19 protein-coding genes and 1 pseudogene are annotated in these 25,966 nt (G+C 64.6%); 14 read left to right on the top strand and 6 right to left on the bottom strand.

Features of this window, described 5'->3' with window-relative positions; genetic code table 11:
• Position 1: 1 nt before the first annotated feature.
• A complete protein-coding gene (locus AACG97_RS03300; RefSeq protein ID WP_009685766.1) occupies positions 2-1,069 on the bottom strand; it encodes a DUF2333 family protein in 1,068 nt (355 codons plus the stop codon).
• Between the two features lie 248 nt (positions 1,070-1,317).
• On the opposite strand from AACG97_RS03300, the gene AACG97_RS03295 reads away from it, so the two are divergent.
• The 6 genes and pseudogenes from AACG97_RS03295 (at position 1,318) to accC (ending at position 9,239) form a co-directional block, all read left to right on the top strand.
• The gene (locus AACG97_RS03295) at positions 1,318-2,673 is read left to right on the top strand and encodes a diguanylate cyclase (RefSeq protein ID WP_009685765.1); all 1,356 of its coding nucleotides are present in this window, start codon (positions 1,318-1,320) and stop codon (positions 2,671-2,673) included.
• Positions 2,674-4,264: 1,591 nt separating this feature from the next.
• Positions 4,265-4,789: pseudogene (locus tag AACG97_RS27950) on the top strand (methyl-accepting chemotaxis protein); the annotation flags it as partial.
• A gap of 103 nt (positions 4,790-4,892) precedes the next feature.
• Positions 4,893-6,665, top strand: coding sequence for a protein-disulfide reductase DsbD (locus tag AACG97_RS03285; protein WP_144187491.1), 1,773 nt, complete (start codon positions 4,893-4,895; stop codon positions 6,663-6,665).
• A 179-nt stretch (positions 6,666-6,844) separates the two neighbouring features.
• The gene (gene aroQ, locus AACG97_RS03280; RefSeq protein ID WP_003255330.1) at positions 6,845-7,300 is read left to right on the top strand and encodes a type II 3-dehydroquinate dehydratase; all 456 of its coding nucleotides are present in this window, start codon (positions 6,845-6,847) and stop codon (positions 7,298-7,300) included.
• 98 nt (positions 7,301-7,398) lie between these two features.
• A complete protein-coding gene (gene accB, locus AACG97_RS03275; RefSeq protein WP_009685762.1) occupies positions 7,399-7,866 on the top strand; it encodes an acetyl-CoA carboxylase biotin carboxyl carrier protein in 468 nt (155 codons plus the stop codon).
• Between the two features lie 17 nt (positions 7,867-7,883).
• The gene (gene accC / locus AACG97_RS03270) at positions 7,884-9,239 is read left to right on the top strand and encodes an acetyl-CoA carboxylase biotin carboxylase subunit (protein WP_009685761.1); all 1,356 of its coding nucleotides are present in this window, start codon (positions 7,884-7,886) and stop codon (positions 9,237-9,239) included.
• Between the two features lie 202 nt (positions 9,240-9,441).
• Here accC and AACG97_RS03265 read toward each other — a convergent pair whose 3' ends face one another.
• Positions 9,442-11,295, bottom strand: a complete 1,854-nt coding sequence (locus AACG97_RS03265; RefSeq protein WP_009685760.1) for a sigma-54-dependent Fis family transcriptional regulator — start codon at positions 11,293-11,295, stop codon at positions 9,442-9,444.
• A gap of 283 nt (positions 11,296-11,578) precedes the next feature.
• Between AACG97_RS03265 and AACG97_RS03260 the strand changes: the two genes are divergently transcribed.
• The 7 genes from AACG97_RS03260 (at position 11,579) to AACG97_RS03230 (ending at position 19,625) form a co-directional block, all read left to right on the top strand.
• Positions 11,579-12,634: an ATP-NAD kinase family protein gene (locus AACG97_RS03260; RefSeq protein WP_047149809.1), complete on the top strand. Its 1,056-nt coding sequence runs from the start codon at positions 11,579-11,581 to the stop codon at positions 12,632-12,634.
• A 22-nt stretch (positions 12,635-12,656) separates the two neighbouring features.
• Positions 12,657-13,634: a thiamine pyrophosphate-dependent dehydrogenase E1 component subunit alpha gene (locus AACG97_RS03255; RefSeq protein ID WP_029886938.1), complete on the top strand. Its 978-nt coding sequence runs from the start codon at positions 12,657-12,659 to the stop codon at positions 13,632-13,634.
• Positions 13,635-13,667: 33 nt separating this feature from the next.
• Positions 13,668-14,690: an alpha-ketoacid dehydrogenase subunit beta gene (locus tag AACG97_RS03250; RefSeq protein ID WP_009685756.1), complete on the top strand. Its 1,023-nt coding sequence runs from the start codon at positions 13,668-13,670 to the stop codon at positions 14,688-14,690.
• Positions 14,687-15,793, top strand: a complete 1,107-nt coding sequence (locus AACG97_RS03245; protein ID WP_009685755.1) for an acetoin dehydrogenase dihydrolipoyllysine-residue acetyltransferase subunit — start codon at positions 14,687-14,689, stop codon at positions 15,791-15,793. The genes AACG97_RS03250 and AACG97_RS03245 overlap by 4 nt, the downstream gene beginning before the upstream one ends.
• A gap of 52 nt (positions 15,794-15,845) precedes the next feature.
• Entirely contained in the window at positions 15,846-16,910 is a 1,065-nt protein-coding gene (locus tag AACG97_RS03240; RefSeq protein WP_225786178.1) for a 2,3-butanediol dehydrogenase, read from the top strand.
• A gap of 309 nt (positions 16,911-17,219) precedes the next feature.
• Positions 17,220-18,953 carry a C13 family peptidase gene (locus AACG97_RS03235; RefSeq protein WP_197886700.1) on the top strand — a complete coding sequence of 578 codons (1,734 nt, stop codon included), beginning with the start codon at positions 17,220-17,222 and terminating at the stop codon, positions 18,951-18,953.
• Positions 18,954-18,980: 27 nt separating this feature from the next.
• Positions 18,981-19,625 carry an oxidoreductase gene (locus AACG97_RS03230; RefSeq protein ID WP_197886699.1) on the top strand — a complete coding sequence of 215 codons (645 nt, stop codon included), beginning with the start codon at positions 18,981-18,983 and terminating at the stop codon, positions 19,623-19,625.
• Between the two features lie 159 nt (positions 19,626-19,784).
• On the opposite strand, the gene AACG97_RS03225 is transcribed toward AACG97_RS03230, so the two are convergent.
• The 4 genes from AACG97_RS03225 to AACG97_RS03210 all read right to left on the bottom strand — a co-directional run bounded on the left by AACG97_RS03225 (position 19,785) and on the right by AACG97_RS03210 (position 24,111).
• Entirely contained in the window at positions 19,785-20,072 is a 288-nt protein-coding gene (locus AACG97_RS03225; RefSeq protein WP_197886698.1) for a YceK/YidQ family lipoprotein, read from the bottom strand.
• A complete protein-coding gene (gene ubiX, locus AACG97_RS03220) occupies positions 20,069-20,698 on the bottom strand; it encodes a flavin prenyltransferase UbiX (RefSeq protein ID WP_009685747.1) in 630 nt (209 codons plus the stop codon). The genes AACG97_RS03225 and ubiX overlap by 4 nt, the downstream gene beginning before the upstream one ends.
• Complete coding sequence (gene mpl / locus AACG97_RS03215; protein ID WP_054913725.1) at positions 20,695-22,044, bottom strand: UDP-N-acetylmuramate:L-alanyl-gamma-D-glutamyl-meso-diaminopimelate ligase; 1,350 nt, start codon at positions 22,042-22,044, stop codon at positions 20,695-20,697. The genes ubiX and mpl overlap by 4 nt, the downstream gene beginning before the upstream one ends.
• 66 nt (positions 22,045-22,110) lie before the next feature.
• The gene (locus AACG97_RS03210) at positions 22,111-24,111 is read right to left on the bottom strand and encodes a sigma-54-dependent Fis family transcriptional regulator (RefSeq protein WP_225786143.1); all 2,001 of its coding nucleotides are present in this window, start codon (positions 24,109-24,111) and stop codon (positions 22,111-22,113) included.
• Between the two features lie 255 nt (positions 24,112-24,366).
• On the opposite strand from AACG97_RS03210, the gene exaC reads away from it, so the two are divergent.
• Complete coding sequence (gene exaC, locus AACG97_RS03205; protein WP_009685743.1) at positions 24,367-25,887, top strand: acetaldehyde dehydrogenase ExaC; 1,521 nt, start codon at positions 24,367-24,369, stop codon at positions 25,885-25,887.
• Positions 25,888-25,966 lie beyond the last annotated feature (79 nt).

Here is a 25,966-nt window from a genome sequence, read left to right as displayed (position 1 = left end):
CTCAACCCTGCGACAGCAACTGGCGCAGGTCGATGACCGCCGCGTTGGCCCGGGAAATGTAGTTGGCCATGACCAGCGAGTGGTTGGCCCACATGCCGAAACCGCTGCCGTTGAGCACCATCGGGCTCCACAGCGGCTCTTGCGAGGCTTCCAGCTCACGAATGATCTGCCGCACGCTGACCGTGGCATTCTTTTTCGCCAGTACATCGGCAAAGTCGACCTCGATGGCACGCAGCAAGTGCGACAGCGCCCAGGCCTGGCCACGGGCCTCGTAGAACACGTTGTCGATCTGCAGCCATGGGGTTTCCACCAGCTCTTCGTCCACTTGTGGCGCCTGGCCGGCAACCACCGACTCGGTCTTCAGCGTGGTGTTGAGCTTGACCCGGCCAACGCTGGCCGACAGGCGCTGCGACAGCGAACCCAGGCGGGTGGCGACGTCACCCAGCCAGTTGTTCAGGTTGTCGGCGCGGGTATAGAAGATCGCACCCTTGTCGCCAGCAGCCAGACGGGTCTGGTAGCGCGACAGCGACTTGATGCCCTCTTCGAACTCCGACTCGCTCGAGGGCAGGATCCAGCTCTTGTTGTCGAAGTTGAAGCGCGGCTCGGCCTTGGCCAGGTCGGCGTCTTCGGTAGATTGCGACTGCGAACGGGCGAAGTCCTTGCGCAAGGCGCGGGACAGGTCGCGCACCTGGACCAGCACGCCGTACTCCCAGCTCGGCATGTTGTCCATCCACAGCCCTGGCGGGAAGCGGTCGTTGGAAATGTAGCCGCCCGGCTTGTTCAGCAGGGTGCCGGCCACGGTCTTGAGGGTTTCGACGGTGGTGTAGCCAATCACCATCTGCTGGCCATTGCGCTCGGCAGCAGCCTGGGCATTCTGCTGCACCGGGAACAGCGCAGGTTCCTGGCTCCAGTACCAGCCCAAGCCGATGCACACCAGCAGATACAACCCGATCAGGGTTCCCAGGGCTCGGCTCCAAAGGCCGCCAAGGTAGCTACGGGCGGCAGCGCCGCGGCCGTCGACACGCTCACGGGGCTCGGCTTTGGCCTCGCGGTTTTTCCAATCCAGCATGGCTTTGTCCTTAATCAGTCACGACGGTTCAGGGGCTTTGACCACAGGCCTGCGCCAGGGTGCCACGGCAAGCCCGCGTGGCAGCACTATAAAGCAGACACCGCCTTACGCATAAGCGACCAATCAGTCGGTAACTGAATATTCGTTCTGAACGCAATGTTGATGCAGGGCACTCATGCGAGGGAAAAGAACTGCTAGCATAGAGCCATCATTGCCCCTGCATATCCCAACCTACAAGTAGCCAGGTCATGAGCCAAGCCGTCGAGCCAAGCCCGCTGTGCCCCGACCCGCAACTGTCGCGTAGCGGCCTGCGCAAGGACGACTCCCTTGACGAGGTACTGGTGCCCCTGCGCAAGCCGGTGTACATCCTGTTGCAGGACCACGAGCGGGCCCAGCGCCTGGCCCAGCAACTGGAATTCTTCGGGCTGCTGGTGCAGGCGCTGCCCAACGCTGCCGCGTTTCTGGCTTCGGTCGGCGAATACCCGCCTGCGGCCATCATCATGGATGTCGACTTCACCGGCAGCGGCCAGGGCCTGCTGCTGGCCGCCCAGGTACAACACGGCCTGGCGCAGAACATTCCGCTGCTGTTCTTCAGCCACCACGAAGCTGACACACCGACGCGCCTGGCTGCCGTGCGCGCCGGTGGGCAGGACTTTCTGACCGGCAGCCTGGAAGCATCCAGCCTGCTGGAAAAGGTCGAATTGCTGACCAACGCCGGCCCGCACGACCCATTGCGAGTGCTGATCATCGACGACTCACGCACCCAGGCGCTGCACACCGAACGGGTGCTGGCCAGCGCCGGCATGCTGACCCGCAGCCTGACCGACCCGATCCGCACCATGGCCGAGCTGGCCGACTTTCAGCCCGACCTGATCATTCTCGACCTGTACATGCCGGCTTGCACCGGCCCGGAACTGGCCAAGGTGATCCGCCACAGTGACCGCTATGTGAGCGTGCCGATCATCTACCTGTCCGCCGAAGACGACCTGGACAAGCAACTGGATGCCATGAGCGAAGGCGGCGATGACTTCCTGACCAAGCCGTTTCGCTCGCGCCACCTGATCACCACCGTGCGCAACCGTGCGGCCCGCGCGCGGCACCTGAAGGCACGCATGGTGCGTGACAGCCTGACCGGGCTGTACAACCACACCCATATTCTGCAATTGCTTGAGGATTGCAGCTTCCGCGCCCGCCGTGAGCAGCAGCCGTTGAGTTTCGCCATGCTCGACATCGACCACTTCAAGAAGATCAACGACCGCCACGGCCACCCCATGGGGGACCGGGTAATCAAGAGCCTGGCGCTGTTCCTCAAGCAGCGCCTGCGCAAGACCGACTTCATTGGCCGTTACGGCGGCGAGGAATTTGCCATCGTCATGCCCAATACCGCGCTGGAGGCCGCCCACAAGGTGCTTGACGAGATTCGTCGGCGCTTTGCCGACATCATCTACCCGGCACAGCCGCAGGATTTGCAGTGCACCTTCAGTGCCGGGGTGGTGCAGATGGATGAGGGGCTGGACGCGTTGACCATGGCCAGCGCGGCGGATGAAGCCCTGTACCGCGCCAAGCATGCCGGGCGTAACTGTGTAGTACGGGTAGAGCGCTGAAACGGCCCTGCCCGCGAGGAATCAGTAGCGCCATCAGATAGAGGCACTCTGCCACTTTTTTCTGACGCCAAGCCCTCGGCGTCATCATCCGGTCACACAATCGCAATAACTTCAGCCGCCTACCCCCACTCCCCTCCGCAGGAAGTTCGCGGCTATGCGCCTGAAGTGGCTGACCAATTTCAATACGCTGTTGCTGGTGACTGTGTGTTTCACCCTGGCCGCTACCCTGTGGTGGTCGCAACGGGCGCTGGAACGGCCCTATCAGCTGATGGAGCGCTACCTGGGCCTGTCCCAGCAGTTCCAGCAGCAGGTGGCGGGCAATATCCACGCCTACCTGGGCAGCGGGGATGCCCTGCGCCATGCCGCCGCCACGCAGGCCATCCAGCAACTGCAAGGCGCCCTGGCCGACTGGCCCGCCGAACTGGCGGCCAACCTGCGCCCCAGCCTGGCCAGCCTGCAGGCCTTCACCGGCAACGAGTTGCTGGCGGCCGGCAAGCTGGCTGGCGACCCGCAAGCGCTGCTGTTGCAGGCCGAACGGGAATTGGGGGCCAATTTCGAGCAACTGGCCGGATACGCCCGCGACAGCGGCACTGCCGAGGCCGACCGCTATTTGCTCCCGCTGCTCGACGCCAGCGTGCACCTGGGCCGGCTGGCACTGGCCCGCGACAAGCTGGTCAGCAGCGGCCGCCCGGAGCTTGCTGACGAAGTGCAGCGTGAGTTGCAACTGATCCGCAGCCAGGCACAGGCCATCGATGCCCTGCCTTTGCTCGGTGTCACCCGCGCTGCTGCCTCCGGTGCCGACGACTTCGCCGCCATGATGGGCCTGCAAACCCAGGCCAGCGCCCGGCAGGAAGACATCGCCGTGGGCCTGAAGCGTGAGCTGCAAAACCTGCTGGGCCGCTACCCGGCCGAATTGCAGCGCACGCGCGAACAGATCGAGCGCCGTGCCGCCCTGGCTGCCAGCACCGGCCAGCGCCTGGAAGCCGTACAGCAGGCCATCGCCACGCTGGAACCGCTAGTGCGCGCCCAACATGGCCAAATTGCCGGCGGGGTGCGCATCATCCAGTGTTTGATGATCGCCCTGATCCTGTTCATCGCCCTGTTGATCGATACCCTGCAACGGCGCCTGGCGCGCACCCTGACCGGCCTGGCCCCGGCGCTATCGTGCTGGGCCGAGGGCGACTTCGCCCAAGTGATCGCCCTGGGCAAGACCAACCGCGAACTGCATGACATTCAGGCATCGCTCAACCGCCTGCGCCAGTACCTGGTCGAACTGGTGGGCACCATTCGCCACAATGCCGAGCAGGTCGCCGGCAGCAGCCATGCCCTGGCCGGCATGAGCGCCGCGCTGCACGATGGCGCCAACCGCCAGGCCGGCGATACCGGGCAGATCCGCGACGCCTTGGGCGAGCTGGAAGCCACCATTCAGCAAGTGGCCGGTGACGCCAGCGCTGCCGCCCATGCCAGCCGCGATGCCGGGCGTGCGGTGGAACAGGGCCAGGCGGTGATTGGCCAGAGCCTGTCGGGCTTGCGGGAACTGGTCGATGAGGTACAGGGCAATGCGCGCATGATCGAGCAACTGGCCGAAGAGTCGGCCACCATCGGCGGGGTGCTGACGGTAATACGCTCGATTGCGGAACAGACCAACCTGCTGGCGCTGAACGCCGCCATCGAAGCGGCCCGGGCTGGCGAGATGGGCCGCGGCTTTGCCGTAGTGGCTGACGAGGTGCGTTCGCTGGCGCAGCGCACCACCGGGGCTACTGGCGAAATCCAGGCACTGATCGACCGCTTGCAGCAGGCGGCGCGGGAGTCGGTGGCCGGCATGCGCACCCAGCTCGAACACGCCGAAACCACCGCCAACCAGGCCCAGGCCGCCGATGGCGCGCTGGATGAGATCGTCAGCGCGATCCGCACGATCGCCGATACGGCGGTACGCATTGCCGACGTCACCGCGCAACAGACTGGCGCGGTGAGTGAGATTCGTGATCATAGCGAGCGGATTCACGCGTTGGGTGAAGACAACCTGCAGCGCATTGGTGAAGGGCGTGAGCAGGGTGAGCAATTGCTGAGCCTCGGCGGGGAGCTGAGCAAGGCGGTGCGAGCCTTCAGGGTCTGAGGCCGGCACAGGCAATACACAAGTGGCGCCAGGTGTCGCCGTCCCTTTCAACCTGCGCCAACTCCGTTATCATGCCCGGCACGTTCCACCTCGCGAGTTCGCCATGCGCCGCCTGTTTTTCCTGCTGTTCCTGCTGCTGGCCAGCCCTGTCTTCGCCACCAGCCTGCTCGACAACCGCCCCAGCGCCACCCTCGGCGCCGCTTCGCTGGCCAACAACGCCGACTTCCTGCCAGTGCACGAGGCGTTCAAGCTCGACCTGATCCAGGCCGATGCGCATACCATCAAGCTGCGCTTCATCGCCACCGACGGCTACTACCTCTACCGCCACCGCTTCCAGTTCCACACCGAACCCGCCGACATCGCCTTGGGCACGCCGAACATCCCCAAGGGCGAGGCCAAGCACGATGAGTTCTTCGGCGACGTGGAGGTGTACCACGGCGTGCTCGATATCGAACTGCCGCGCAACGATCCGCGTGCCTTTACCCTGCTGGTGGGCTATCAGGGCTGTGCTGACAAGGGCCTGTGCTACCCGCCGGAAACCGCACGGCTGAGCATCGATGGCGAAGCCGGCACAAACACCCCTGGCGCAATCGAGCAGGCCTGGAGCTGGAAATCGCTGCTGCTGTTCTTCCTCGCCGGGGTCGGCCTGACCTTCACCCCCTGTGTGCTGCCGATGCTGCCGATTCTCTCCGGCGTGGTATTGCGCGGGCAGGTCGGTGGGCCACGCGGGCTGGCGCTGTCGCTGGCGTACGTACTGCCAATGGCCGCCAGCTTCGCCGCACTCGGCGCGCTGATGGGCTTGTTCGGCGCCGGCCTGAACCTGCAGGCACGCCTGCAATCGGCTTGGGTACTGGTGCCCTTCGCGCTGTTTTTCGTGGTGTTCGCCCTGGCCATGTTCGGCCTGTTCGAACTGAAGCTGCCGCAAGCCCTGAATAACCGCCTGAACAACGTCGCCAACCACACCAAGGGCGGTTCGCTACTGGGCGCTGCAGTACTCGGCGTGCTCTCCAGCCTGCTGGTTTCGCCCTGTGTGTCGGCGCCCCTGGCAGGCGCGCTGCTGTACATCAGCGCCAGCGGCGATGCCTTGGGCGGGGCGCTCAAACTGTTCGCCCTGGGCCTGGGCATGGGCGCGCCACTGTTGCTGGTGGCCACCGGTGGCGCAGCCTGGCTGCCGAAAAGCGGCCCTTGGCTGAACACCGTGAAAAACGCCATCGGCGTACTGCTGCTGGGGCTGGCCATCGGCCTGCTCAGCCGGGTGCTGCCCGGCCCGGTAACCCTGTTGCTGGTCGGCCTGCTTGCCGCAGGCGTGGCACTGTTCCTCGGCGCCTTGGAGTTCGTGGTCAAGACTGCGCGCCAGCGCCTGGCGCAACTGCTCGGCCTGGCCTTGCTGGTATACGCGCTGGCTTGCTGGTATGGCGCCCTCAGTGGCCAGGGCGACCCGCTGCGGCCACTGCCCGTGCCCAGCCAGGCGGCCAGCGCTGGTACTACCGCGGCCACAGCGCAGGCCTGGCAAACCATCACCACCCCGCAAGCCCTGGATGCCGCGCTGGCACAGGCCAAGGCAGCCGGCCAACCGGTGTTGCTGGACTGGTACGCCGACTGGTGCATCAGTTGCAAGGTCATCGAACACGAGGTGCTCAACGCCGCCCAGGTGCAGCCGCAACTGGCGGCGTTCAAGCTGCTGCGGTTCGACATCACCGCAAGCAACGCCGAGCAACGCTCGCTCCTTGACCGGTACCAACTGTTCGGCCCGCCTGCGCTGTTGTTCTTTGCCGCGAACGGCAGCGAAATTACCGCCGATCGGGTGATTGGCGAGATAAATGCCGGGGAATTCGCGCAGATTCTCACGCGCGTGCGCGGCAAACTCGGTCTATAACTTCCCGCGGGCCGGGAAAAATCCTCGATTAGGTGACCAGATTTAAATATTTGGTCACATACTTCGCGCGAATCTCGGACATCGTGCTGGCTATTGCCGGGAACTGGACACTTGCCGTCGCTTTACGGCACACTCGCCGCGCTGTGTCGAATTGCCCTACAAATCCAAGGAATCCACAGATGGCAACGCTACTGGTGCTTCACGGCCCCAACCTCAACCTGCTCGGTACTCGCGAGCCTGGCCACTACGGCGCCGTGACCCTGGCCCAGATCAACCAGGACCTGGAGCAACGTGCCCGCGCCGCAGGCCACCATCTGCAGTACCTGCAGAGCAATGCCGAATACGAATTGATCGACCGCATTCACGCGGCACGCAACGAGGGTGTGGACTTCATCCTGATCAATCCGGCTGCTTTCACCCACACGAGCGTCGCATTACGTGACGCATTGCTTGCGGTGAGCATCCCATTCATCGAAGTGCACCTGTCCAACGTGCACAAACGCGAACCGTTCCGTCACCACTCCTACTTTTCCGATGTGGCCGTAGGGGTGATCTGCGGCCTGGGCGCAAGCGGTTATCGCCTGGCCCTGGAGTCTGCACTGGAACAACTGGCTGCCAACGCACAGCCCAAATGATGAAAACCCCGGCCTCGATGGGCCGGGGTTCCAGAGAAACGTTCTAGATACGTTTTTGTATTTCGCCCCCTGACCGAACCTTTGGGAGTTGATGATTAATGGATATCCGTAAAGTCAAGAAACTGATCGAGCTGCTGGAAGAGTCTGGCATCGACGAGCTGGAGATCAAGGAAGGCGAAGAGTCGGTTCGTATCAGCCGTCACAGCAAGACCCCAGCTGCCCAGCAGTTCTACGCACCGGCCCCGATGGCTGCCGCCCCGGCCGCTGCTGCCCCGGTCGCCGCTGCTGCGCCAGCCGCCGAAGCCGCTGCTGCTGCTGCCCCGGCGCTGAAAGGCACCGTGATCCGTTCGCCAATGGTAGGTACCTTCTACCGCAAACCTTCGCCGACCTCGCCGAACTTCGCTGAAGTTGGCCAGAGCGTGAAGAAGGGCGACACCCTGTGCATCGTCGAAGCCATGAAGATGATGAACCACATCGAAGCCGATGTTGGCGGTGTCATCGACGCCATCCTGGTAGAAGACGGCCAGCCGGTTGAGTTCGACCAGCCGCTGTTCACCATCGTTTGAATCGCGGAGAGCCAACGATGTCTGGGAAGCTCGAAAAAGTCCTGATCGCCAACCGCGGGGAAATTGCCCTGCGGATCCTGCGTGCCTGCAAAGAGCTGGGCATCAAGACCGTCGCCGTGCACTCCACTGCCGACCGTGAACTGATGCACCTGGGCCTGGCAGACGAGTCGGTCTGCATCGGCCCTGCATCGTCGAAGGATTCCTACCTGCATATCCCGGCGATCATCGCTGCCGCCGAAGTGACTGGCGCCACCGCGATTCACCCGGGTTACGGCTTCCTGGCGGAAAACGCCGATTTCGCCGAGCAGGTGGAAAAATCCGGTTTCGCCTTCATTGGCCCGAAAGCCGACACCATTCGCCTGATGGGCGACAAGGTTTCGGCCAAGGACGCGATGATCAAGTCGGGCGTACCGACCGTACCGGGCTCCGATGGCCCGCTGCCGGAAGACGAAGAAGTCGCCCTGGCAATCGCCCGTGACGTCGGCTACCCGGTGATCATCAAGGCCGCCGGTGGCGGTGGTGGTCGCGGTATGCGCGTGGTGCACAAGGAAGAGGACCTGATCGCCTCGGCCAAGCTCACCCGCACCGAAGCCGGTGCTGCCTTCGGCAACCCGATGGTCTACCTGGAAAAGTTCCTGACCAACCCACGCCACGTGGAAGTTCAGGTGCTGTCCGACGGCCAGGGCAACGCCATTCACCTGGGTGACCGTGACTGCTCGCTGCAGCGTCGCCACCAGAAGGTCCTGGAAGAAGCACCAGCCCCGGGTATCGATGAAAAGGCCCGCCAGGAAGTGTTCAAGCGCTGCGTCGATGCGTGCATCGAGATCGGCTACCGCGGTGCCGGTACGTTCGAATTCCTGTACGAAAACGGCCGCTTCTACTTCATCGAGATGAACACCCGGGTGCAGGTTGAACACCCTGTGTCGGAGATGGTCACCGGTATCGACATCGTCAAGGAGATGCTGAGCATCGCCGCTGGCAACAAGCTGTCGTTCCGCCAGGAAGACGTTGTCATCCGTGGCCACTCGCTGGAGTGCCGGATCAACGCCGAGGACCCGAAGAAGTTCATCCCGAGCCCAGGCAAGGTCAAGCACTTCCACGCCCCAGGTGGCAACGGCGTGCGCGTGGATTCGCACCTGTACAGCGGTTATTCGGTACCCCCGAACTACGACTCGCTGATCGGCAAGCTGATCACCTACGGCAAAGACCGCGATGAAGCCATGGCGCGCATGCGCAATGCCCTGGACGAGATCGTCGTCGACGGCATCAAGACCAACATCCCGCTGCACCGCGACCTGGTGCGTGATGAAGGTTTCTGCAAAGGCGGCGTCAACATTCACTACCTCGAGCACAAACTGGCCAACCAGGAGTGATCGTGTAGTGTGATGGACCAGAACCCCGGACTTGTGCCGGGGTTTTTTATTGCTTACCCAAGGCTCACACACCCCTGTAGGAGCGGCCTTGCGTCGCGAAAGGGCCGCGAAGCGGCCCCGGCAATATCTGCGGCGAAGCTGAGATCGTGGGGCCGCTGCGCGCCCCATCGCGACACAAGGCCGCTCCTACAGGGACCGCAGGTTACCCCTTCATCCGCGGCATCTCGATATGATGCTCATGCACCCGCCGATAAAGCGTTGCGCGCGAAATGCCCAACGCCCGCGCCGCATCGGCCGGCTTCCAGCGATGGCGAATCAGCGCATCCAGCAACAGTTGCCGCGCCGGGCACGACACCCCGCCTGCAACCGAGCCTACCGCCCCACCCCGCACCTCCTGCGGCAAATCCTGCACCCGCACCTGCCCGCCCTCGCAGACCGCACAGGCATAGCGCAACACCTGCCGCAGCTGGCGCAAATTGCCCGGCCAGCGATAAACCAGCAGCGCCTGCAAGGCATCGTCCGCCAGTACAACTTCGACGCCACAGGCCGCAGCCTCTTCGGCCAGCAATTGGTGAATCAGCCCCAACCGGTCCTCCCGCTCACGCAGCGGCGGCAACTCGAAGCGGGCATTGGCCAGGCGGAAGTACAAGTCTTCGCGGAAACGCCCGTCTTCTACCATTGCCGCCAGATCACGGTGGGTGGCACAGATCACCTGGATATCCACCCGCTCCCGCCGCGCCGCGCCCAGCGGCGCCACTTCGCCCTCGGCCAGCACCCGTAGCAACCGGGTTTGCAGGTTCAGTGGCATATCACCGATCTCGTCGAGGAACAACGTACCGCCGTGGGCCTGCTGCAACAGCCCTTGCATGCCTTTGCTGGAAGCACCGGTGAAAGCCCCCGCCACATAACCGAACAACTCGCTCTCGATCAGGCTCTCGGGGATGGCTGCACAGTTCAGGGTCACGAAGGGGCCGTCACGGCGCTGGCTCTGCTGGTGCAACTGACGGGCGAACACCTCCTTGCCGGCCCCGGTTTCACCCAGCACCAGCACGGCCAGGTTGCAGTCCTTGACGCGGGTAGCCAAGCGCAGGCGCTGTTCAATGCGGCTGTCCTGGGCCTGCTGCAGCGGTTGCGCCCGCTGGCGTTGCCGAGGGGCGCTGACCCGGCCGTACAAACCACCCAGGCCAGGCAGGCGCTGGGCCGACGACGCGCTGACCCGGCGTAGCTGGTCCATGTCGAACAGCTCGCCAATGTGCACCGGCAAACGGCCCAGGCGTTCGACCAGGCGCTGCCGGGCCAGGCTGTTGATGGCCTGCAGGCGACCATCGGCATCCCAGGCCAGCAGGTAATCAGGCTGGCTTTCCACATAGCCCGGCGTGCCATGGGCGCGCATCACCCAGTGGCCCTGGGCAGTGTGCATGAAAAAGGCGTTTTCGATGTCGCGAGCGGTTTGCTCGACCAGCTGACGGATCAGGTGCTGGCTGCGGCGGTCGTCCGGTGACTGCAAAGCAGACACATCCACCACCCCCAGCAACTCACCCAACGGGTCGAACACCGGGGCCGCCGTGCAGGTCAGGCCGATGAACGCCGCCCGGAAGTGGTCGCGCTTGTGCACCGTGACCGGGGCCTTGCTGGTGAGCACCGCCGCCACGCCACAGGTACCCTCCTCGCCCTCCGACCAGCAAGTGCCCAGGTACAGGCCGGCTTTGCGACAGTCGTTGCGAATGGCCGATTCGACCCGGTAGTCGATGGTGCGCCCTTGGGCGTCGGTCAGCAGCACGCAATAGTCGGCGCCCCGCACGCGCTCGTGCAGGCGGGCCACGGCGTCGCTGGCGATGCGCAGAAACAGCTGCGCGCGTTCACGGCACTCATTGAGCAGGCTTTGGGAAAGGATGCGCGGGCCCTGCTGGGAGGCGGGGTCCAGGCGGTACAGCTCCATGGAACGGCGCCATGAATCGAGGATCAGCGGCGGTACCGGCGCCTGTGGCAGGCGGTCGGCATTCTTCAGCACCCTGCTGACGCAATCGACATGGGCTCGGGAGTTCGCGGCAAGCATTCGGGCCCTCCGGTTCTCGTTGCTGTTTTTATCGTTGTTCGGCCATTAAGCGCTTGCGCGCCCGCCCCGACAAGCACTGTGTGGTTACCGGCTGGCTTGAGACGCAGCGTCTCAGCGTCTCGCCCAACGCGGCTGCGCACTGGCACCGCGCGTCTCGCCGTGCCCGCCCTGCAGCCGCCACCAAGGCAGGCCAAAGCGCTCTGCAACGGCCCCTTCGGCGCCCTTGGGCAAAGCTGGCACCGCCCTTGCTCCTGTCTTGGCAAACAAGAATACGAGGTGCGCCATGCCGCTACCCGCCCCGCTTGTCGGGATCATTGCCAACCCTGCCTCCGGCCGTGACCTGCGCCGCCTGACGGCCAGCGCCGGGCTCTATTCGAGCACCGACAAGGCTTCGGCAATCCAGCGCCTGCTGGCCGCCTTCGGCGCCACCGGCATCGGCCAGGTGCTGCTGCCCAGCGACATGACCGGCATCGCCGCCGCCGTGCTCAAGGCCAGCCACGGCCCGGCTGCGCTCGACCAGCACTGGCCAGCCATCGAAATACTCGACCTGCCGTTGTCGCAGACCGTAGCCGACACCCGCCTGGCCACCCGACGCATGGTCGAGCGCGGTGTGGCGCTGATCGCCGTGCTGGGGGGCGATGGCACCCACAAGGCCGTCGCCGCCGAGGCGCAAGATGTGCCACTGCTGACCCTATCCACCGGCACCAACAATGCCTTCCCCGAACTGCGCGAGGCCACCAGCGCCGGCCTTGCCGGTGGCCTGCTGGCCACCGGCCGGGTACCGGCCAGCATTGGCCTGCGCCGCAACAAGCGCCTGGTGGTGACAGTGCCGCAGCAGCAACTGGCCGAATGGGCCCTGGTGGAAGTGGCAGTGTCACCGCAGCGTTTCATCGGCGCCCGCGCACTCAGCCGCCGCGAAGACCTTGCCGAAGTTTTCGCCTGCTTCGCCGAACCGCATGCCATCGGCCTGTCGGCGCTGTGTGGCCTGTGGTGCCCGGTGTCGCGCCAGGCCCCGCACGGCGCCTGGGTTCGCCTGGCACCCGGCGCTGAACAGGCACTGCTCGCGCCGCTGGCCCCCGGCCTGCTGCAAGCCTGTGGCATCACCGCCAGCGGCACGCTGCTGCCCGATGTTGCCCACCGCCTCAGCCTGGCCAGCGGCACCCTGGCCCTGGACGGCGAGCGCGAAATCGAATTCGCCGAACACGACACCCCCACCATCACCCTCGACCACCGTGGCCCGCTCAGTGTGGACGTCGAGGCCGTGCTGGCGCATGCCGCCCGTCACCACCTGCTGGCCGTGCCTCGCGGCCATCGACTGCACCCTGCAAACCCGTGTTGAGACAACCCCGGAGAACAACAACATGTCCAATCAACTCAGTACCGAACAACTGCTGCATGCCTATGAAGTGATGCGCACCATCCGCGCCTTTGAAGAACGCCTGCACGTGGAGTTCGCCACTGGCGAAATCCCCGGTTTCGTGCACCTCTACGCCGGCGAAGAGGCCTCGGCTGCCGGGGTCATGGCCCACCTGCGCGACAGCGACTGCATCGCCTCGACCCATCGCGGCCATGGCCATTGCATCGCCAAGGGCGTGGATGTGTACGGCATGATGGCCGAAATCTACGGCAAGAAGACCGGCGTATGCGGTGGCAAGGGTGGCTCGATGCACATTGCCGACCTGGAGAAAGGCATGCTCGGGGCCAACGGTATCGTCGGTGCCGGCGCCCCCCTGGTGGCCGGCGCAGCACTGGCGGCCAAGCTCAAGGGGCGCGACGACGTGGCGGTAGCGTTCTTCGGCGACGGGGCCTCCAACGAAGGCGCGGTATTCGAAGCCATGAACATGGCGTCGATCATGAACCTGCCGTGCATCTTCGTCGCCGAGAACAATGGCTACGCCGAAGCCACCGCCTCCAACTGGTCGGTGGCCTGCGACCACATCGCCGACCGCGCGGCCGGCTTCGGCATGCCCGGGGTGACCATCGACGGCTTCGATTTCTTTGCCGTGTACGAGGCCGCCGGTGCGGCCATCGAGCGCGCCCGCTCCGGGCAAGGGCCATCGCTGGTCGAGGTCAAGCTCAGCCGCTACTACGGCCATTTCGAGGGCGACGCGCAAACCTACCGCGCGGCGGATGAAGTCAAGAACCTGCGCGAATCGCGCGACTGCCTGATGCAGTTCCGCAACAAGACCACCCGCGCCGGCCTGCTCACGGCCCAGCAACTGGACGCTATCGACGCACGCGTCGAGGACCTGATCGAAGACGCTGTGCGCCGCGCCAAGTCCGACCCCAAGCCACTGCCCGCCGACCTGCTCAGCGATGTCTACGTCGCCTACCCCTGAGCCGCGCATTACAAGAACAACAGGAGAACCACCATGGCAAGAAAGATCAGCTACCAGCAGGCCATCAACGAAGCACTGGCCCAGGAAATGCGCCGCGACGACAGTGTGTTCATCATTGGCGAGGACGTTGCCGGCGGTGCCGGGGCGCCCGGTGAGGAAGACGCCTGGGGTGGCGTGCTGGGCGTGACCAAAGGCCTGTACCACCAGTTCCCGGGCCGAGTACTGGACGCTCCCCTGTCGGAAATCGGCTACGTCGGCGCAGCGGTCGGTGCCGCCACCCAGGGCCTGCGCCCGGTGTGCGAGCTGATGTTCGTGGACTTCGCCGGCTGCTGCCTGGACCAGATACTCAACCAGGCCGCCAAGTTTCGCTACATGTTCGGCGGCAAGGCAGTCACCCCGCTGGTGATGCGCACCATGTACGGCGCAGGCCTGCGCGCAGCGGCCCAGCATTCGCAAATGCTCACCTCGCTGTGGACGCACATTCCAGGCCTGAAGGTGGTGTGCCCATCCTCGCCCTACGACGCCAAGGGGCTATTGATTCAGGCGATCCGCGACAACGACCCGGTGATCTTCTGCGAGCACAAGCTGCTCTACAGCATGCAGGGCGAGGTGCCGGAAGAGGTGTACACGGTCCCCTTCGGCGAAGCCAACTTCCTGCGCGATGGCGACGACGTGACCCTGGTCACCTACGGGCGCATGGTGCATGTAGCCCTGGAGGCCGCCAACAACCTGGCCCGCCAGGGCATCGACTGCGAAGTACTGGACCTGCGCACCACCAGCCCGCTGGACGAAGACAGCATTCTGGAAAGCGTGGAAAAAACCGGCCGCCTGGTAGTCATCGACGAAGCCAACCCGCGCTGCTCGATGGCCACCGATATCAGTGCCCTGGTGGCGCAGAAGGCTTTCGCTGCGCTCAAGGGCCCGATCGAGATGGTCACCGCACCGCACACCCCGGTGCCGTTCTCCGACGCTCTGGAAGACCTGTACATCCCTGACGCGGCGAAGATCGAGGCCGCCGTGCGCAAAGTGATCGAAGCTGCAAGGAGTGCCGCATGAGCCAGATCCATACCCTGACCATGCCCAAGTGGGGGCTGTCGATGACCGAGGGCCGGGTAGACACCTGGCTCAAGCAGGAAGGCGACCCGATCACCAAAGGCGATGAGGTGCTGGACGTCGAGACCGACAAGATCAGCAGCAGTGTCGAGGCCCCGTTCAGCGGCGTGCTGCGCCGCCAGGTGGCCAGGCCGGATGAAACCCTGCCGGTGGGCGCACTGCTGGCCGTGGTGGTGGAAGGCGAAGCCGAAGAGGCCGAGATCGATGCCGTGGTGCAGCGCTTCCAGGCCGAGTTCGTCGCCGAAGGCGGCGCCGACCAAGCCCAGGGCCCAGCCCCGCAAAAGGCTGAAGTGGGCGGCCGCCTGCTGCGCTGGTTCGAGCTGGGTGAAGGCGGCACGCCGTTGGTGCTGGTGCACGGCTTTGGCGGCGACCTTAACAACTGGCTGTTCAACCACCCGGCGCTGGCGGCCGAGCGGCGAGTGATCGCCCTTGATCTGCCGGGGCATGGCGAGTCGGCCAAGGCCCTGCAGCGCGGCGATCTGGATGAACTGAGCGAGAGCGTGCTGGCCCTGCTTGACCACCTGGGCATTGCCAAGGCGCACCTGGGGGGGCATTCGATGGGCGGTGCAGTCAGCCTGAACCTGGCGCGCCTGGCACCGCAGCGGGTGGCCAGCCTGAGCCTGGTGGCCAGTGCCGGCCTGGGTGAAGCGATCAACGGGCAATACCTGCAAGGCTTCGTCAGCGCAGCCAACCGCAATGCCCTGAAGCCACAGATGGTGCAGCTGTTCGCCGACCCGGCGCTGGTCACCCGGCAGATGCTGGAAGACATGCTCAGGTTCAAGCGCCTGGAAGGCGTTGACCAGGCCCTGCAGCAATTGGCTGCGGCACTGGCCGAAGGCGACCGCCAACGCCACGACCTGCGTGGCGTGCTGGGGCAGCACCCGGCGCTGGTGGTGTGGGGCGGCAAGGACGCGATCATCCCGGCCAGCCATGCCGAAGGGTTGGAGGCCGAAGTACTGGTGCTGCCCGAAGCCGGCCATATGGTGCAGATGGAGGCGGCCGACCAGGTCAACCAGCAATTGCTCGCATTCCTGCGCAAGCACTGAACCCACTCCGTGAGCCTGGAGAACAACCATGAATGACTTGAGCCACACTCACATGCGCGCTGCCGTATGGCATGGCCGCAACGACATTCGCGTAGAACAGGTCCCCCTGCCAGCCGACCCGGCGCCGGGCTGGGTACAGATCAAGGTGGACTGGTGCGGCATTTGCGGCTCCGACCTGCATGAATACGTCGCCGGGCCGGTATTCATCCCGGTCGAGGCGCCGCACCCGCTGACCGGCATCCAGGGCCAGTGCATCCTCGGCCACGAATTCTGTGGTCAGATCGCCAAACTGGGTGAAGGCGTCGAAGGCTTTGCCGTCGGTGACCCGGTGGCTGCAGACGCCTGCCAGCATTGCGGCACCTGCTACTACTGTACCCATGGCCTGTACAACATCTGTGAACGCCTGGCCTTCACCGGCCTGATGAACAACGGCGCCTTCGCCGAGTGGGTCAATGTGCCGGCGAACCTGCTGTACCGCTTGCCGGAGGGCTTTCCGGCAGAGGCTGGCGCGCTGATCGAGCCGCTGGCGGTGGGCATGCATGCGGTGAAGAAGGCCGGCAGCTTGCTGGGCCAGACCGTGGTGGTGGTGGGCGCCGGCACCATCGGCCTGTGCACCATCATGTGCGCCAAGGCAGCCGGTGCGGCGCAGGTGATTGCGCTGGAAATGTCATCTGCGCGCAAGGCCAAGGCCAGGGAAGTCGGCGCCAGTGTGGTGCTCGACCCGAGCCAGTGCGATGCCCTGGCAGAGATTCGCGCGCTTACCGGCGGCCTGGGGGCGGATGTGAGCTTCGAGTGCATCGGCAACAAGCACACGGCCAAACTGGCCATCGACACCATCCGTAAGGCCGGCAAGTGCGTGCTGGTAGGCATTTTTGAAGAGCCCAGCGAATTCAACTTCTTCGAACTGGTATCCACCGAGAAGCAGGTGCTGGGGGCATTGGCGTACAACGGCGAATTTGCCGATGTCATTGCCTTTATTGCAGACGGGCGGCTGGACATTCGCCCGCTGGTGACCGGGCGGATCGGGCTGGAGCAGATTGTCGAGCTGGGGTTTGAGGAACTGGTGAACAACAAGGAGGAAAACGTGAAGATCATCGTGTCACCAGGCGGGCATTGATTGCACCTCAACCTGTGGCACCGGCTTCGCCGGTGTTCGCGGGCACGCCCGCTCCCACAGGGGTTGCGCCAGCTTTTAAGACAGGTATAGGCCCACAAGCGGCACAAAGCCTGTAGGAGCGGCCTTGTGTCGCGATGGGGCGCGAAGCGGCCCCGGCGATATCTGCAGCGAAGCTGAAATCGTGGGGCCGCTGCGCGGCCCATCGCGACGCAAGGCCGCTCCTACAGGGATGTGCATCAGCGCAGGCGCTCGCTGTTTCAGGATCCCATTCTGCGTCATAATCGGCAGACCTATTGCCCGGTTCTCGCCATGCGTCCACTGCTCCCCATTACCCTGGTCCTGCTGCTCGCCGCCTGTGGCGATGGCGAATCGTTGCTGCCGCCGGATGCCCGCCTGCCCGACGGTGGGCGCTACCGGGGCCAGGTGGTCGATGGCCTGCTGCAGGGTGAGGGGCGAATCGACTATCCCAACGGCAGCTGGTATGCCGGCACCTTCAAGGACGGCCAGTGGCATGGCCAGGGCGAATGGCACGGCCAGAACGGCGAGGTGTACCGCGGCCAGTTCGCCGCAGGGCTGTTCGAGGGGCTGGGCGATTTGACCACACCGGGCAGCCACTATGCCGGCACGTTCAAGCACGGCCGCCGCGATGGCGAAGGTACCCTCAAGCAAGCCGACCAAACCTACCGCGGCCAATTCAAGGACGACCTGTACGACGGCGCCGGCGAGCTGGTGCTGGCCGACGGCAGCCGTTACCAGGGCCTGTTCGCCAAGGGCAAGCCCAACGGCGCGGGGGTGCGCAGCGACGCCAGCGGTAACCGGTTCAGCGGCCATTTCAGCAATGGCCAACTGCAAGGCAGCGGCACCTACGACAGCGTCGATGGCGAGCAGTACATCGGCGAGTTCAAGGACAACCGTATTGAAGGCCGTGGCCGCTACGAGAGTGCCGATGGCGATGTTTGGATCGGCCAATTCAAGGACGGCTCGCTGATCGGCGAAGGTGAATTGCTGGGCAGCGACGGCAGCCATTACAAAGGCACGTTCGCCGACTGGCGGCTGTCTGGCCAAGGCAGCTTGCAACTGGCCGACGGCAGCCAGTACGTAGGCGGCTTCCTCAACGATGCCTACAACGGCAAGGGGCGCCTGATCCTGCCCAACGGCAAGGTCGAAAGCGGCGTGTGGGCCAACGGGGTGCGCGTGCGCGACCAGCATGGCACGCTGCTGCCCGACCCGCTTGACCTGGCCCTGCTCAACCAGGGCCGGCTACTGCAACAGGCGCTGGCCGCAGTGCCGCGCTCGGCCCCGCCGATTCAGCTGTACAGCCTGGTGGTGGGCGGTGATGGCCAACAGAGTGTGTTCCTGCGTGAAGCCGACTACGTCAGCAACATGCTCAAGGTACGCTTTGGCGCCCGCGGCCAGGTGACCCTGGTCAACCACCGCGACCACCTGGCCAACCGCCCCATGGCAACCCGCGAGAACCTCACCCGTGCCGCCCGCACCCTGGCCGAGCGCAGCGGCCCGGAAGACCTGGTGTTCATCTACCTCACCAGCCACGGCAGCGCAGACCACCAGCTGGTGCTCGACCAACCCCGCCTGCAACTGGCCGACTTGTCCGCCGACGAGCTGGCAACGGCCCTTGCGCCGCTGAAGGATCGCGACAAGGTCATTGTCATCTCGGCCTGCTATTCAGGGGGGTATATCGCCCCGCTGAAAGATGAGCGTACCCTGATCATGACTGCCGCACGCGCCGACCGTGTCTCCTTCGGTTGCTCGGAGGAAGCTGATTTCACCTACTTTGGCGAAGCCCTGTTCGCCCAGGCCCTGAACCAGACCGACGACCTGAAACAGGCGTTTGAACTGGCACGCGGCAGTGTTGCCGAAAGGGAACAAAGGGAAGGTTTCGACGCCTCTGAGCCTCAGTTGTGGGCGCCGCCGGCGGTGCTTGAGCATTGGCAGCAACTGCGCCGGCAACAGGCCGAAGAAGCATTGCGCAACACGAGCCAGGCCAAGGTGGGCGCACAGGCAAAAAACCCGGGCAACCACTAGACTTGGGTGTAACAAGGGAGAGACATCATGTACTTGACGCCTCAGCATGTCCTGCTTGCCGGTGCCACCGGCCTCACCGGTGAACACCTGCTCGACCGCCTGCTCAACGAGCCCACCATCGCCCGCGTGCTGGCCCCCACCCGCCGGCCGTTGGCCGAACATCCGCACCTGGAAAACCCGGTGGGTGACCCGGCAGTGTTCCTGCCGCAGCTGGCCGGCAGGGTCGACGTTGCCTATTGCTGCCTGGGCACCACCCTCAAACAGGCCGGCTCCGAGTCGGCGTTCCGCGCGGTGGACCTGGACATGGTGGTGGCGTTCAGCAAACGGGCCCGGGAAATGGGCGCACGGCATTTGCTGGTGGTCAGTGCCTTGGGCGCCGACCCGAAGTCATCGATTTTCTACAATCGGGTGAAGGGCGAGATGGAAGAGGCGCTCAAAGCGCAGGATTGGCCGCAACTGACCATCGTGCGGCCGTCTCTGCTGCTGGGCGAGCGCATCAAGCCGCGGCTGGCAGAGCAGTTGGTTTCACCGTTGTCCCGGCTGATACCAGGGAAATACCGGGGGATCGAGGCCTGCACCCTGGCCCGTGCGCTATGGCGCCTGGCCCTCGAGGAAGAAGACGGGGTGCGGATCGTGGAGTCGGATGAACTGCGCAGGTTGGGCAAGAAGTAAGCCGCAAGCATTGCACGCTACCTGTGGGAGCGGCCTTGCGTCGCGAATGGGCCGCGCAGCGGCCCCCGGATTTCAGCTTTAGCACAAACATGGCTGGGGCCGCTTTGCGGCCCATTCGCGACGCAAGGCCGCTCCCACACCACAGGACCGTGCAACCCCTCACAGCCCCCCTGTGGCCTGGAAGCCTACACCAGCAGCAGTCAGCAAGGACAACGGCAGCAACAGGGTATCAAGCAGCATGCTACCTGGCAGGTCCAGCCCCGGATAGCTCGGGGCTTGAGCCCCAAACCGATTCTGCGGACAGCAACCACCGTTGATCACATACAGATCCAGACGCGTACCGGCATACACCACCGGCCCCCCCGGCTTGTTGGCATCAAGCGTGCGCACCGTGGCACAACCACTCAGCAACCCCAGCGCCAGCAAGCCGGCCAGCGCCCGTTTCAATCATCCACCCCGAAATGGTGCTCGCCCCAACGCGGCAGCATGTCCTGGGGAATGTTCAGCAGGTTGAGAATGCGCGCCACAACGAAGTCGACCAGGTCGTCGATGGTTTGCGGCTGGTGATAGAAGCCCGGCGCCGCCGGCAGAATCACCGCGCCCATCTGCGACAACTTGAGCATGTTCTCCAAGTGAATGGTGGAGAATGGCGCTTCGCGAGGCACCAGAATCAACTGGCGGCGCTCCTTGAGGGTCACGTCGGCTGCGCGCTCGATCAGGTTGTTGCAGGCCCCGGTGGCAATCGCCGACAAGGTGCCGGTGGAACACGGCACCACCACCATCGCTGCCGGGGCGCCCGAGCCCGAGGCCACTGGCGACATCCAGTCTTCCTTGCCATACACGCGGATCTGCCCATCGGCAGCACCGGTGTATTCGGTGAGAAAGGCCTGCATCGCCTGGGGCTTGGCCGGCAGCAGCACATCGGTCTCGGTGGCCATTACCAGTTGCGCCGCCTTGGAGATCAGAAAATGCACCTCGCGGTCCTCGCGCACCAGGCAATCGAGCAGGCGCAGGCCGTACTGGGCGCCTGAAGCGCCCGTCATGGCCAGAGTAACGCGTTCCGGCCCGTTCACTTCAGCGCCTCGGCCAGCTTGCCATGCAGGCCGCCGAAGCCGCCGTTGCTCATGATCACCACGTGGGTGCCCGGGCGGGCCTGGCCCTTGATGCGTTCGATGATCGCTTCGAGGCTTTCGGCAACCACGCTCGGTACCTTGCATTGCGCAGCAGTCGCAGCGAGGTCCCAGCCCAGGTTGGCCGGCGCGTACCAGATCACCTGGTCGGCGTCGTTGACGCTTTCTGGCAGGCCATCGCGGTGTGCACCCAACTTCATCGAGTTGGAACGCGGTTCGATTACCGCGATCACCGGCGCCTCGCCAACGCGCTTGCGCAGACCGTCGAGGGTAGTAGCGATGGCAGTCGGATGGTGAGCGAAGTCATCGTAGATGGTCACGCCCTGTACTTCGGCAACCTTCTCCATGCGCCGCTTGACGCTCTTGAAGGCGCAGAGGCCCTCGATGCCCATGGCCGGCACCACGCCTACATGGCGAGCGGCTGCCAGGGTAGCCAGGGCGTTGGCGACGTTGTGCTGACCGGTCAGCGCCCAGTCCACCACGCCTTGCGCCTGGCCCTCGAACAGCACTTCAAAACGCGAGCCATCGGCGCTGAGCAGGCGGGCCTGCCACTGGCCACCTTCACCCGTGGTGTGTACTGGGGTCCAGCAGCCCATGCCGATGACCCGCTCCAGCGCTTGTTCGGTGGTCGGGTGGATGACCAGGCCTTCGCTGGGGATGGTGCGCACCAGATGGTGGAACTGCCGCTCGATCGAGGCCAGGTCCGGGAAAATGTCTGCGTGATCGAACTCGAGGTTGTTGAGGATCGCAGTGCGCGGGTGGTAGTGAACGAACTTTGAACGCTTGTCGAAGAAGGCACTGTCGTACTCGTCGGCTTCGACCACGAAGAACGGCGTAGCCCCCAGGCGGGCCGACACCGAGAAGTTCTGCGGTACACCGCCAATCAGGAAGCCCGGGCTCATGCCGGCGTGCTCCAGCACCCAGGCCAGCATGCTGCTGGTGGTGGTCTTGCCGTGGGTACCGGCAACGGCCAGCACCCAACGGCCTTGCAGCACGTGGTCGGCCAGCCACTGCGGGCCGGAAACATAAGGCAGGCCCTTGTTCAGCACGTACTCAACCGCCGGGTTGCCGCGCGACATGGCGTTGCCGATCACCACCAGGTCGGGTGCCGGCTCCAGTTGAGCCGGGTCGTAGCCTTGGGTCAGCTCGATGCCCTGGGCTTCGAGCTGCGTGCTCATCGGCGGGTAGACGTTGGCGTCCGAACCGGTCACGCGATGGCCAAGCTCCTTGGCCAGCACTGCCAGCGAGCCCATGAAAGTGCCGCAAATACCGAGAATGTGAATATGCATGGTCGACCTCGCAAAACATCGAGGCAGGGTAGCCCAGGGCGCGACAAATCGCACCCGCTGTTTCGCTCAGTCGCCCCGGGTGATGCCGTGTTTGCGCAGTTTTCGATACAAGGTATTGCGGCTGATGCCCAAGTGTTCGGCGACACGGGTGAGGTGCCAGTGTTTTGCCTGCAGCACCTCAATGAGCGCTTGCCGTTCTGCGTCCTGCAACACCTCGATACCCTCACCTGGTCCATTGTCGGACCTGTGGGAGCGGGCGAGCCCGCGAACCGGGGCAACGCCCTCGCCTTGTGTCGGCTGGGCAGACGGCCTCGCGGGCGCGCCCGCTCCCACAGGCCCGGTGTGGCTGCGCACAATGGCAGGGAGATCCGGGAAAGTGATGCGGGCACCTTCGCAAAGCGCCACCAGGGTACGCAGCACGTTGCGCATCTGCCGCACGTTGCCCGGCCAGGCGAAGTCCAGCAGCGCCTGGCGCGCCCTCGGTTCGATGTCGATCAGTTGGCCCTGCGCCTCCTGGCGCAGCAGGAAGTCCAGCAACTGCGCCTTGTCACTGCGCTCGCGTACGGCCGGCAATGCCACTTCCAGGCCATTGAGGCGGTAATACAGGTCTTCACGGAAACTGCCCTGCTCGACCCGCTGCAGCAGGTCACGGTGGGTGGCGCTGACAATGCGCACGTCCACTGCCTGTGGCTCGCCGCCGATCGGCACTACCTGACGCTCCTCCAGCACGCGCAGCAAGCGTGTCTGCAGGGCCAGCGGCATGTCACCGATCTCGTCCAACAGCAAGGTGCCACCATCGGCTTGCAACAGCTTGCCGCGCATGCCTTCCTTGCGCGCACCGGTGAAGCTGCCACCGCGGTAGCCGAACAGCTCGCTCTCGATCAGGCTTTCAGGGATCGAGGCACAGTTGATGGCCACGAAGGGTTGGCTGCGGCGCTCACTGGCCTGGTGCACGGCCTGAGCAAAGGCCTCTTTGCCGCAGCCGGTCTCGCCGCGCAGCAGCAGTGGCACATCGCGCTCGAACACCCGCACACTGCGGCGGAAATCATTCTGCAACGCCGGGTCGAGCAGGCATACCAGCGGCTCTGCAGCACGCGTAGGCCGCGGCTGGGCCACGGGCACCGACCATACAGGCGCGCGCGCCTGCCCGCGCAGGCTGGCGAACACCTGGCGGCCGTCCAGGGTGCGCAGCGGCCAGGCCGTGCTGCCCCCGGGCGTGGCGCGGCCGAACAGCTCATCGTGGCTGCAGGCAAAAAACCGCTCCAACGGCTGGCCCAGCACACCGCTGCGTACGCTGCCCAGCAGGTTCAGGGCGCTCTGGTTGGCCGCGCAGATCCGGCCATCACCGTCGAAGGCCAGCAGGCCCTCGCTGAACAGGCCAACCGACTCCGCCTGCAGGTGAAAACGCAGCAGCCACTGCTGCTCGAAATGGCGCAGGAAGTAGCAGCTTTCGATCATCTTGGCCGACAGGTTGACCAAGGCCATGGTATGGAACTGGCTTTGCCGTGAAACGTCGGGGCGTGCCGAGGATACGTCGAGCACCGCCAGCAACTCGCCATGGGGGTCGAACACCGGGCTGGCCGAGCACGTAAGCCCGGTGTGGCGGCCGCGGAAGTGCTCGTTCTGGTGGATGGTCAGCGCCTGGCGCTCGACCAGGCAGGTGCCGATGCCATTGGTGCCTTCACGCGCCTCGCTCCAGTCGGCGCCCAGCCACAGCCCGGCATGCTCGAAGCTGCGCCGCTCGCTGGCCGCGCTGACGCAATTGAGGATCACCCCGCGGGCATCGGTCAGCAACACCGCATGGCCGGCCCCGGAGAGTTGCTGGTGCAGGCTGTTCATTTCGTGGTCGGCGATCTGCAGCACCTGGCGCAAGCGCTCGCGGCTTTCCAGCAAGCGCCCGTGCTCGAGCACCACCGGCGCCTCGATCACCGTTGGGTCGAGGTGGTAGTCCTCCAGGCAACGCAGCCAGGAGCGGGCAATGGAGGGGTCGCTGACGCCCTCGCCAGCACCACCATGGGCCACAGTGTGGACCTGCCGGGCATGGCGGCTGAAGTGATTGCTCTGCATTGTTGTAGTTCTCCGCAGATAGAGCGTGCCACCAGCATCCTCCACCGGCGAAGGCATTGCAATGCACCCCCGGGTGACGTGTCGTGAACGGCACAAAATGTCACCCCCAGGCGTACCGCAACCGGCACAGGCTGGCTGCCAAGTGCCCGCCACACCCGCCCAAGCCATTGATTTTACGGGTGCCGCCCACGCTGGCCTAACCTTTGCTCTACGCTTTCCAACTCCCTAACAAACACAATAGCCAGGAGACACACCATGCGTTACGCACATCCCGGTACCGAAGGCGCGAAGGTTTCCTTCAAGAACCGCTACGGTAACTACATCGGTGGTGAGTTCGTTCCTCCGGTAAAGGGTGAATACTTCACCAACACGTCCCCGGTGAACGGCCAGCCGATTGCCGAATTCCCCCGCTCAACTGCCGAAGACATCGACAAGGCACTGGACGCTGCCCACGCTGCCGCCGACGCCTGGGGCCGCACCTCGGTGCAGGACCGCTCCAATGTGCTGTTGAAAATCGCCGACCGCATCGAGCAGAACCTCGAACTGCTGGCCATTACCGAAACCTGGGACAACGGCAAACCGATCCGCGAAACCCTGAATGCCGACATTCCGCTGGCGGTCGATCACTTCCGCTATTTCGCTGGCTGCATTCGTGCACAAGAAGGTGGCGCCGCCGAAATCAACGAAGGCACCGTGGCCTACCACATCCACGAACCGCTGGGCGTGGTCGGGCAGATCATCCCGTGGAACTTCCCGATCCTGATGGCCGCCTGGAAGCTTGCACCGGCCCTGGCCGCTGGCAACTGCGTGGTGCTCAAGCCGGCCGAACAGACCCCGCTGGGCATCACCGTGCTGCTGGAAGTGATCGGTGACCTGCTGCCCAAAGGCGTGCTCAACGTGGTGCAGGGCTATGGCCGCGAAGCAGGTGAAGCGCTGGCGACCAGCAAGCGCATCGCCAAGATTGCCTTCACCGGCTCTACCCCGGTTGGCTCGCACATCATGAAATGCGCCGCCGAAAACATCATCCCGTCTACCGTGGAACTGGGCGGCAAGTCGCCGAACGTGTACTTCGAAGACATCATGCAAGCCGAGCCGAGCTTCATCGAGAAAGCGGCCGAAGGCATGGTGCTGGCTTTCTTCAACCAGGGCGAAGTGTGCACCTGCCCATCCCGCGCGCTGGTGCAGGAGTCGATCTACCCGCAGTTCATGGAAGTGGTGATGAAGAAGGTGCTGCAGATCAAGCGCGGCGACCCTCTGGACACCGACACCATGGTTGGCGCACAGGCCTCGCAGCAGCAGTTCGAGAAGATCCTCTCGTACCTCGAGATCGCCCAGCAGGAAGGTGCCGAGCTGCTGACCGGTGGCAAGGTTGAAAAACTCGAAGGCTCGCTGGCCACCGGTTACTACATCCAGCCGACCCTGCTCAAGGGCAACAACCGCATGCGCGTGTTCCAGGAGGAAATCTTCGGCCCGGTGGTCAGCGTCACCACCTTCAAGGACGAAGCCGAAGCGCTGGCGATTGCCAACGACACCGAGTTCGGCCTGGGCGCCGGCGTGTGGACCCGCGACATCAACCGCGCTTACCGCATGGGCCGCGGGATCAAGGCTGGCCGTGTATGGACCAATTGCTACCACCTGTACCCGGCGCATGCCGCGTTCGGTGGCTACAAGAAGTCCGGGGTTGGGCGTGAAACCCACAAGATGATGCTCGACCACTACCAGCAGACCAAGAACCTGCTGGTGAGCTACGACATCAACCCGTTGGGCTTCTTCTAAGCAACTAGCTGCAAGCTTCAAGCTTCAAGCTTCAATCCGCAAGAATAAAGCGAATCGCCCGCCGACTCGCTTTTCTCTT

The organism is Pseudomonas sp. Nvir, assembly GCF_963778085.1.
GTDB classification, from domain to species: domain Bacteria; phylum Pseudomonadota; class Gammaproteobacteria; order Pseudomonadales; family Pseudomonadaceae; genus Aquipseudomonas; species Aquipseudomonas juntendi.
Note: the sequence above shows the minus strand (reverse complement) of the source record. Positions and strands in the feature narration are given on the sequence as shown.

What these genes read in the sequence shown, in the direction of transcription:
- AACG97_RS03300 (WP_009685766.1), bottom strand. Translation starts at nt 1,069, where the DNA reads ATGCTGGATTGGAAAAACCGCGAGGCCAAAGCCGAGCCCCGTGAGCGT.
- AACG97_RS03295 (WP_009685765.1), top strand. Translation starts at nt 1,318, where the DNA reads ATGAGCCAAGCCGTCGAGCCAAGCCCGCTGTGCCCCGACCCGCAACTG.
- AACG97_RS03285 (WP_144187491.1), top strand. Translation starts at nt 4,893, where the DNA reads ATGCGCCGCCTGTTTTTCCTGCTGTTCCTGCTGCTGGCCAGCCCTGTC.
- aroQ (WP_003255330.1), top strand. Translation starts at nt 6,845, where the DNA reads ATGGCAACGCTACTGGTGCTTCACGGCCCCAACCTCAACCTGCTCGGT.
- accB (WP_009685762.1), top strand. Translation starts at nt 7,399, where the DNA reads ATGGATATCCGTAAAGTCAAGAAACTGATCGAGCTGCTGGAAGAGTCT.
- accC (WP_009685761.1), top strand. Translation starts at nt 7,884, where the DNA reads ATGTCTGGGAAGCTCGAAAAAGTCCTGATCGCCAACCGCGGGGAAATT.
- AACG97_RS03265 (WP_009685760.1), bottom strand. Translation starts at nt 11,295, where the DNA reads ATGCTTGCCGCGAACTCCCGAGCCCATGTCGATTGCGTCAGCAGGGTG.
- AACG97_RS03260 (WP_047149809.1), top strand. Translation starts at nt 11,579, where the DNA reads ATGCCGCTACCCGCCCCGCTTGTCGGGATCATTGCCAACCCTGCCTCC.
- AACG97_RS03255 (WP_029886938.1), top strand. Translation starts at nt 12,657, where the DNA reads ATGTCCAATCAACTCAGTACCGAACAACTGCTGCATGCCTATGAAGTG.
- AACG97_RS03250 (WP_009685756.1), top strand. Translation starts at nt 13,668, where the DNA reads ATGGCAAGAAAGATCAGCTACCAGCAGGCCATCAACGAAGCACTGGCC.
- AACG97_RS03245 (WP_009685755.1), top strand. Translation starts at nt 14,687, where the DNA reads ATGAGCCAGATCCATACCCTGACCATGCCCAAGTGGGGGCTGTCGATG.
- AACG97_RS03240 (WP_225786178.1), top strand. Translation starts at nt 15,846, where the DNA reads ATGCGCGCTGCCGTATGGCATGGCCGCAACGACATTCGCGTAGAACAG.
- AACG97_RS03235 (WP_197886700.1), top strand. Translation starts at nt 17,220, where the DNA reads ATGCGTCCACTGCTCCCCATTACCCTGGTCCTGCTGCTCGCCGCCTGT.
- AACG97_RS03230 (WP_197886699.1), top strand. Translation starts at nt 18,981, where the DNA reads ATGTACTTGACGCCTCAGCATGTCCTGCTTGCCGGTGCCACCGGCCTC.
- mpl (WP_054913725.1), bottom strand. Translation starts at nt 22,044, where the DNA reads ATGCATATTCACATTCTCGGTATTTGCGGCACTTTCATGGGCTCGCTG.
- AACG97_RS03210 (WP_225786143.1), bottom strand. Translation starts at nt 24,111, where the DNA reads ATGCAGAGCAATCACTTCAGCCGCCATGCCCGGCAGGTCCACACTGTG.
- exaC (WP_009685743.1), top strand. Translation starts at nt 24,367, where the DNA reads ATGCGTTACGCACATCCCGGTACCGAAGGCGCGAAGGTTTCCTTCAAG.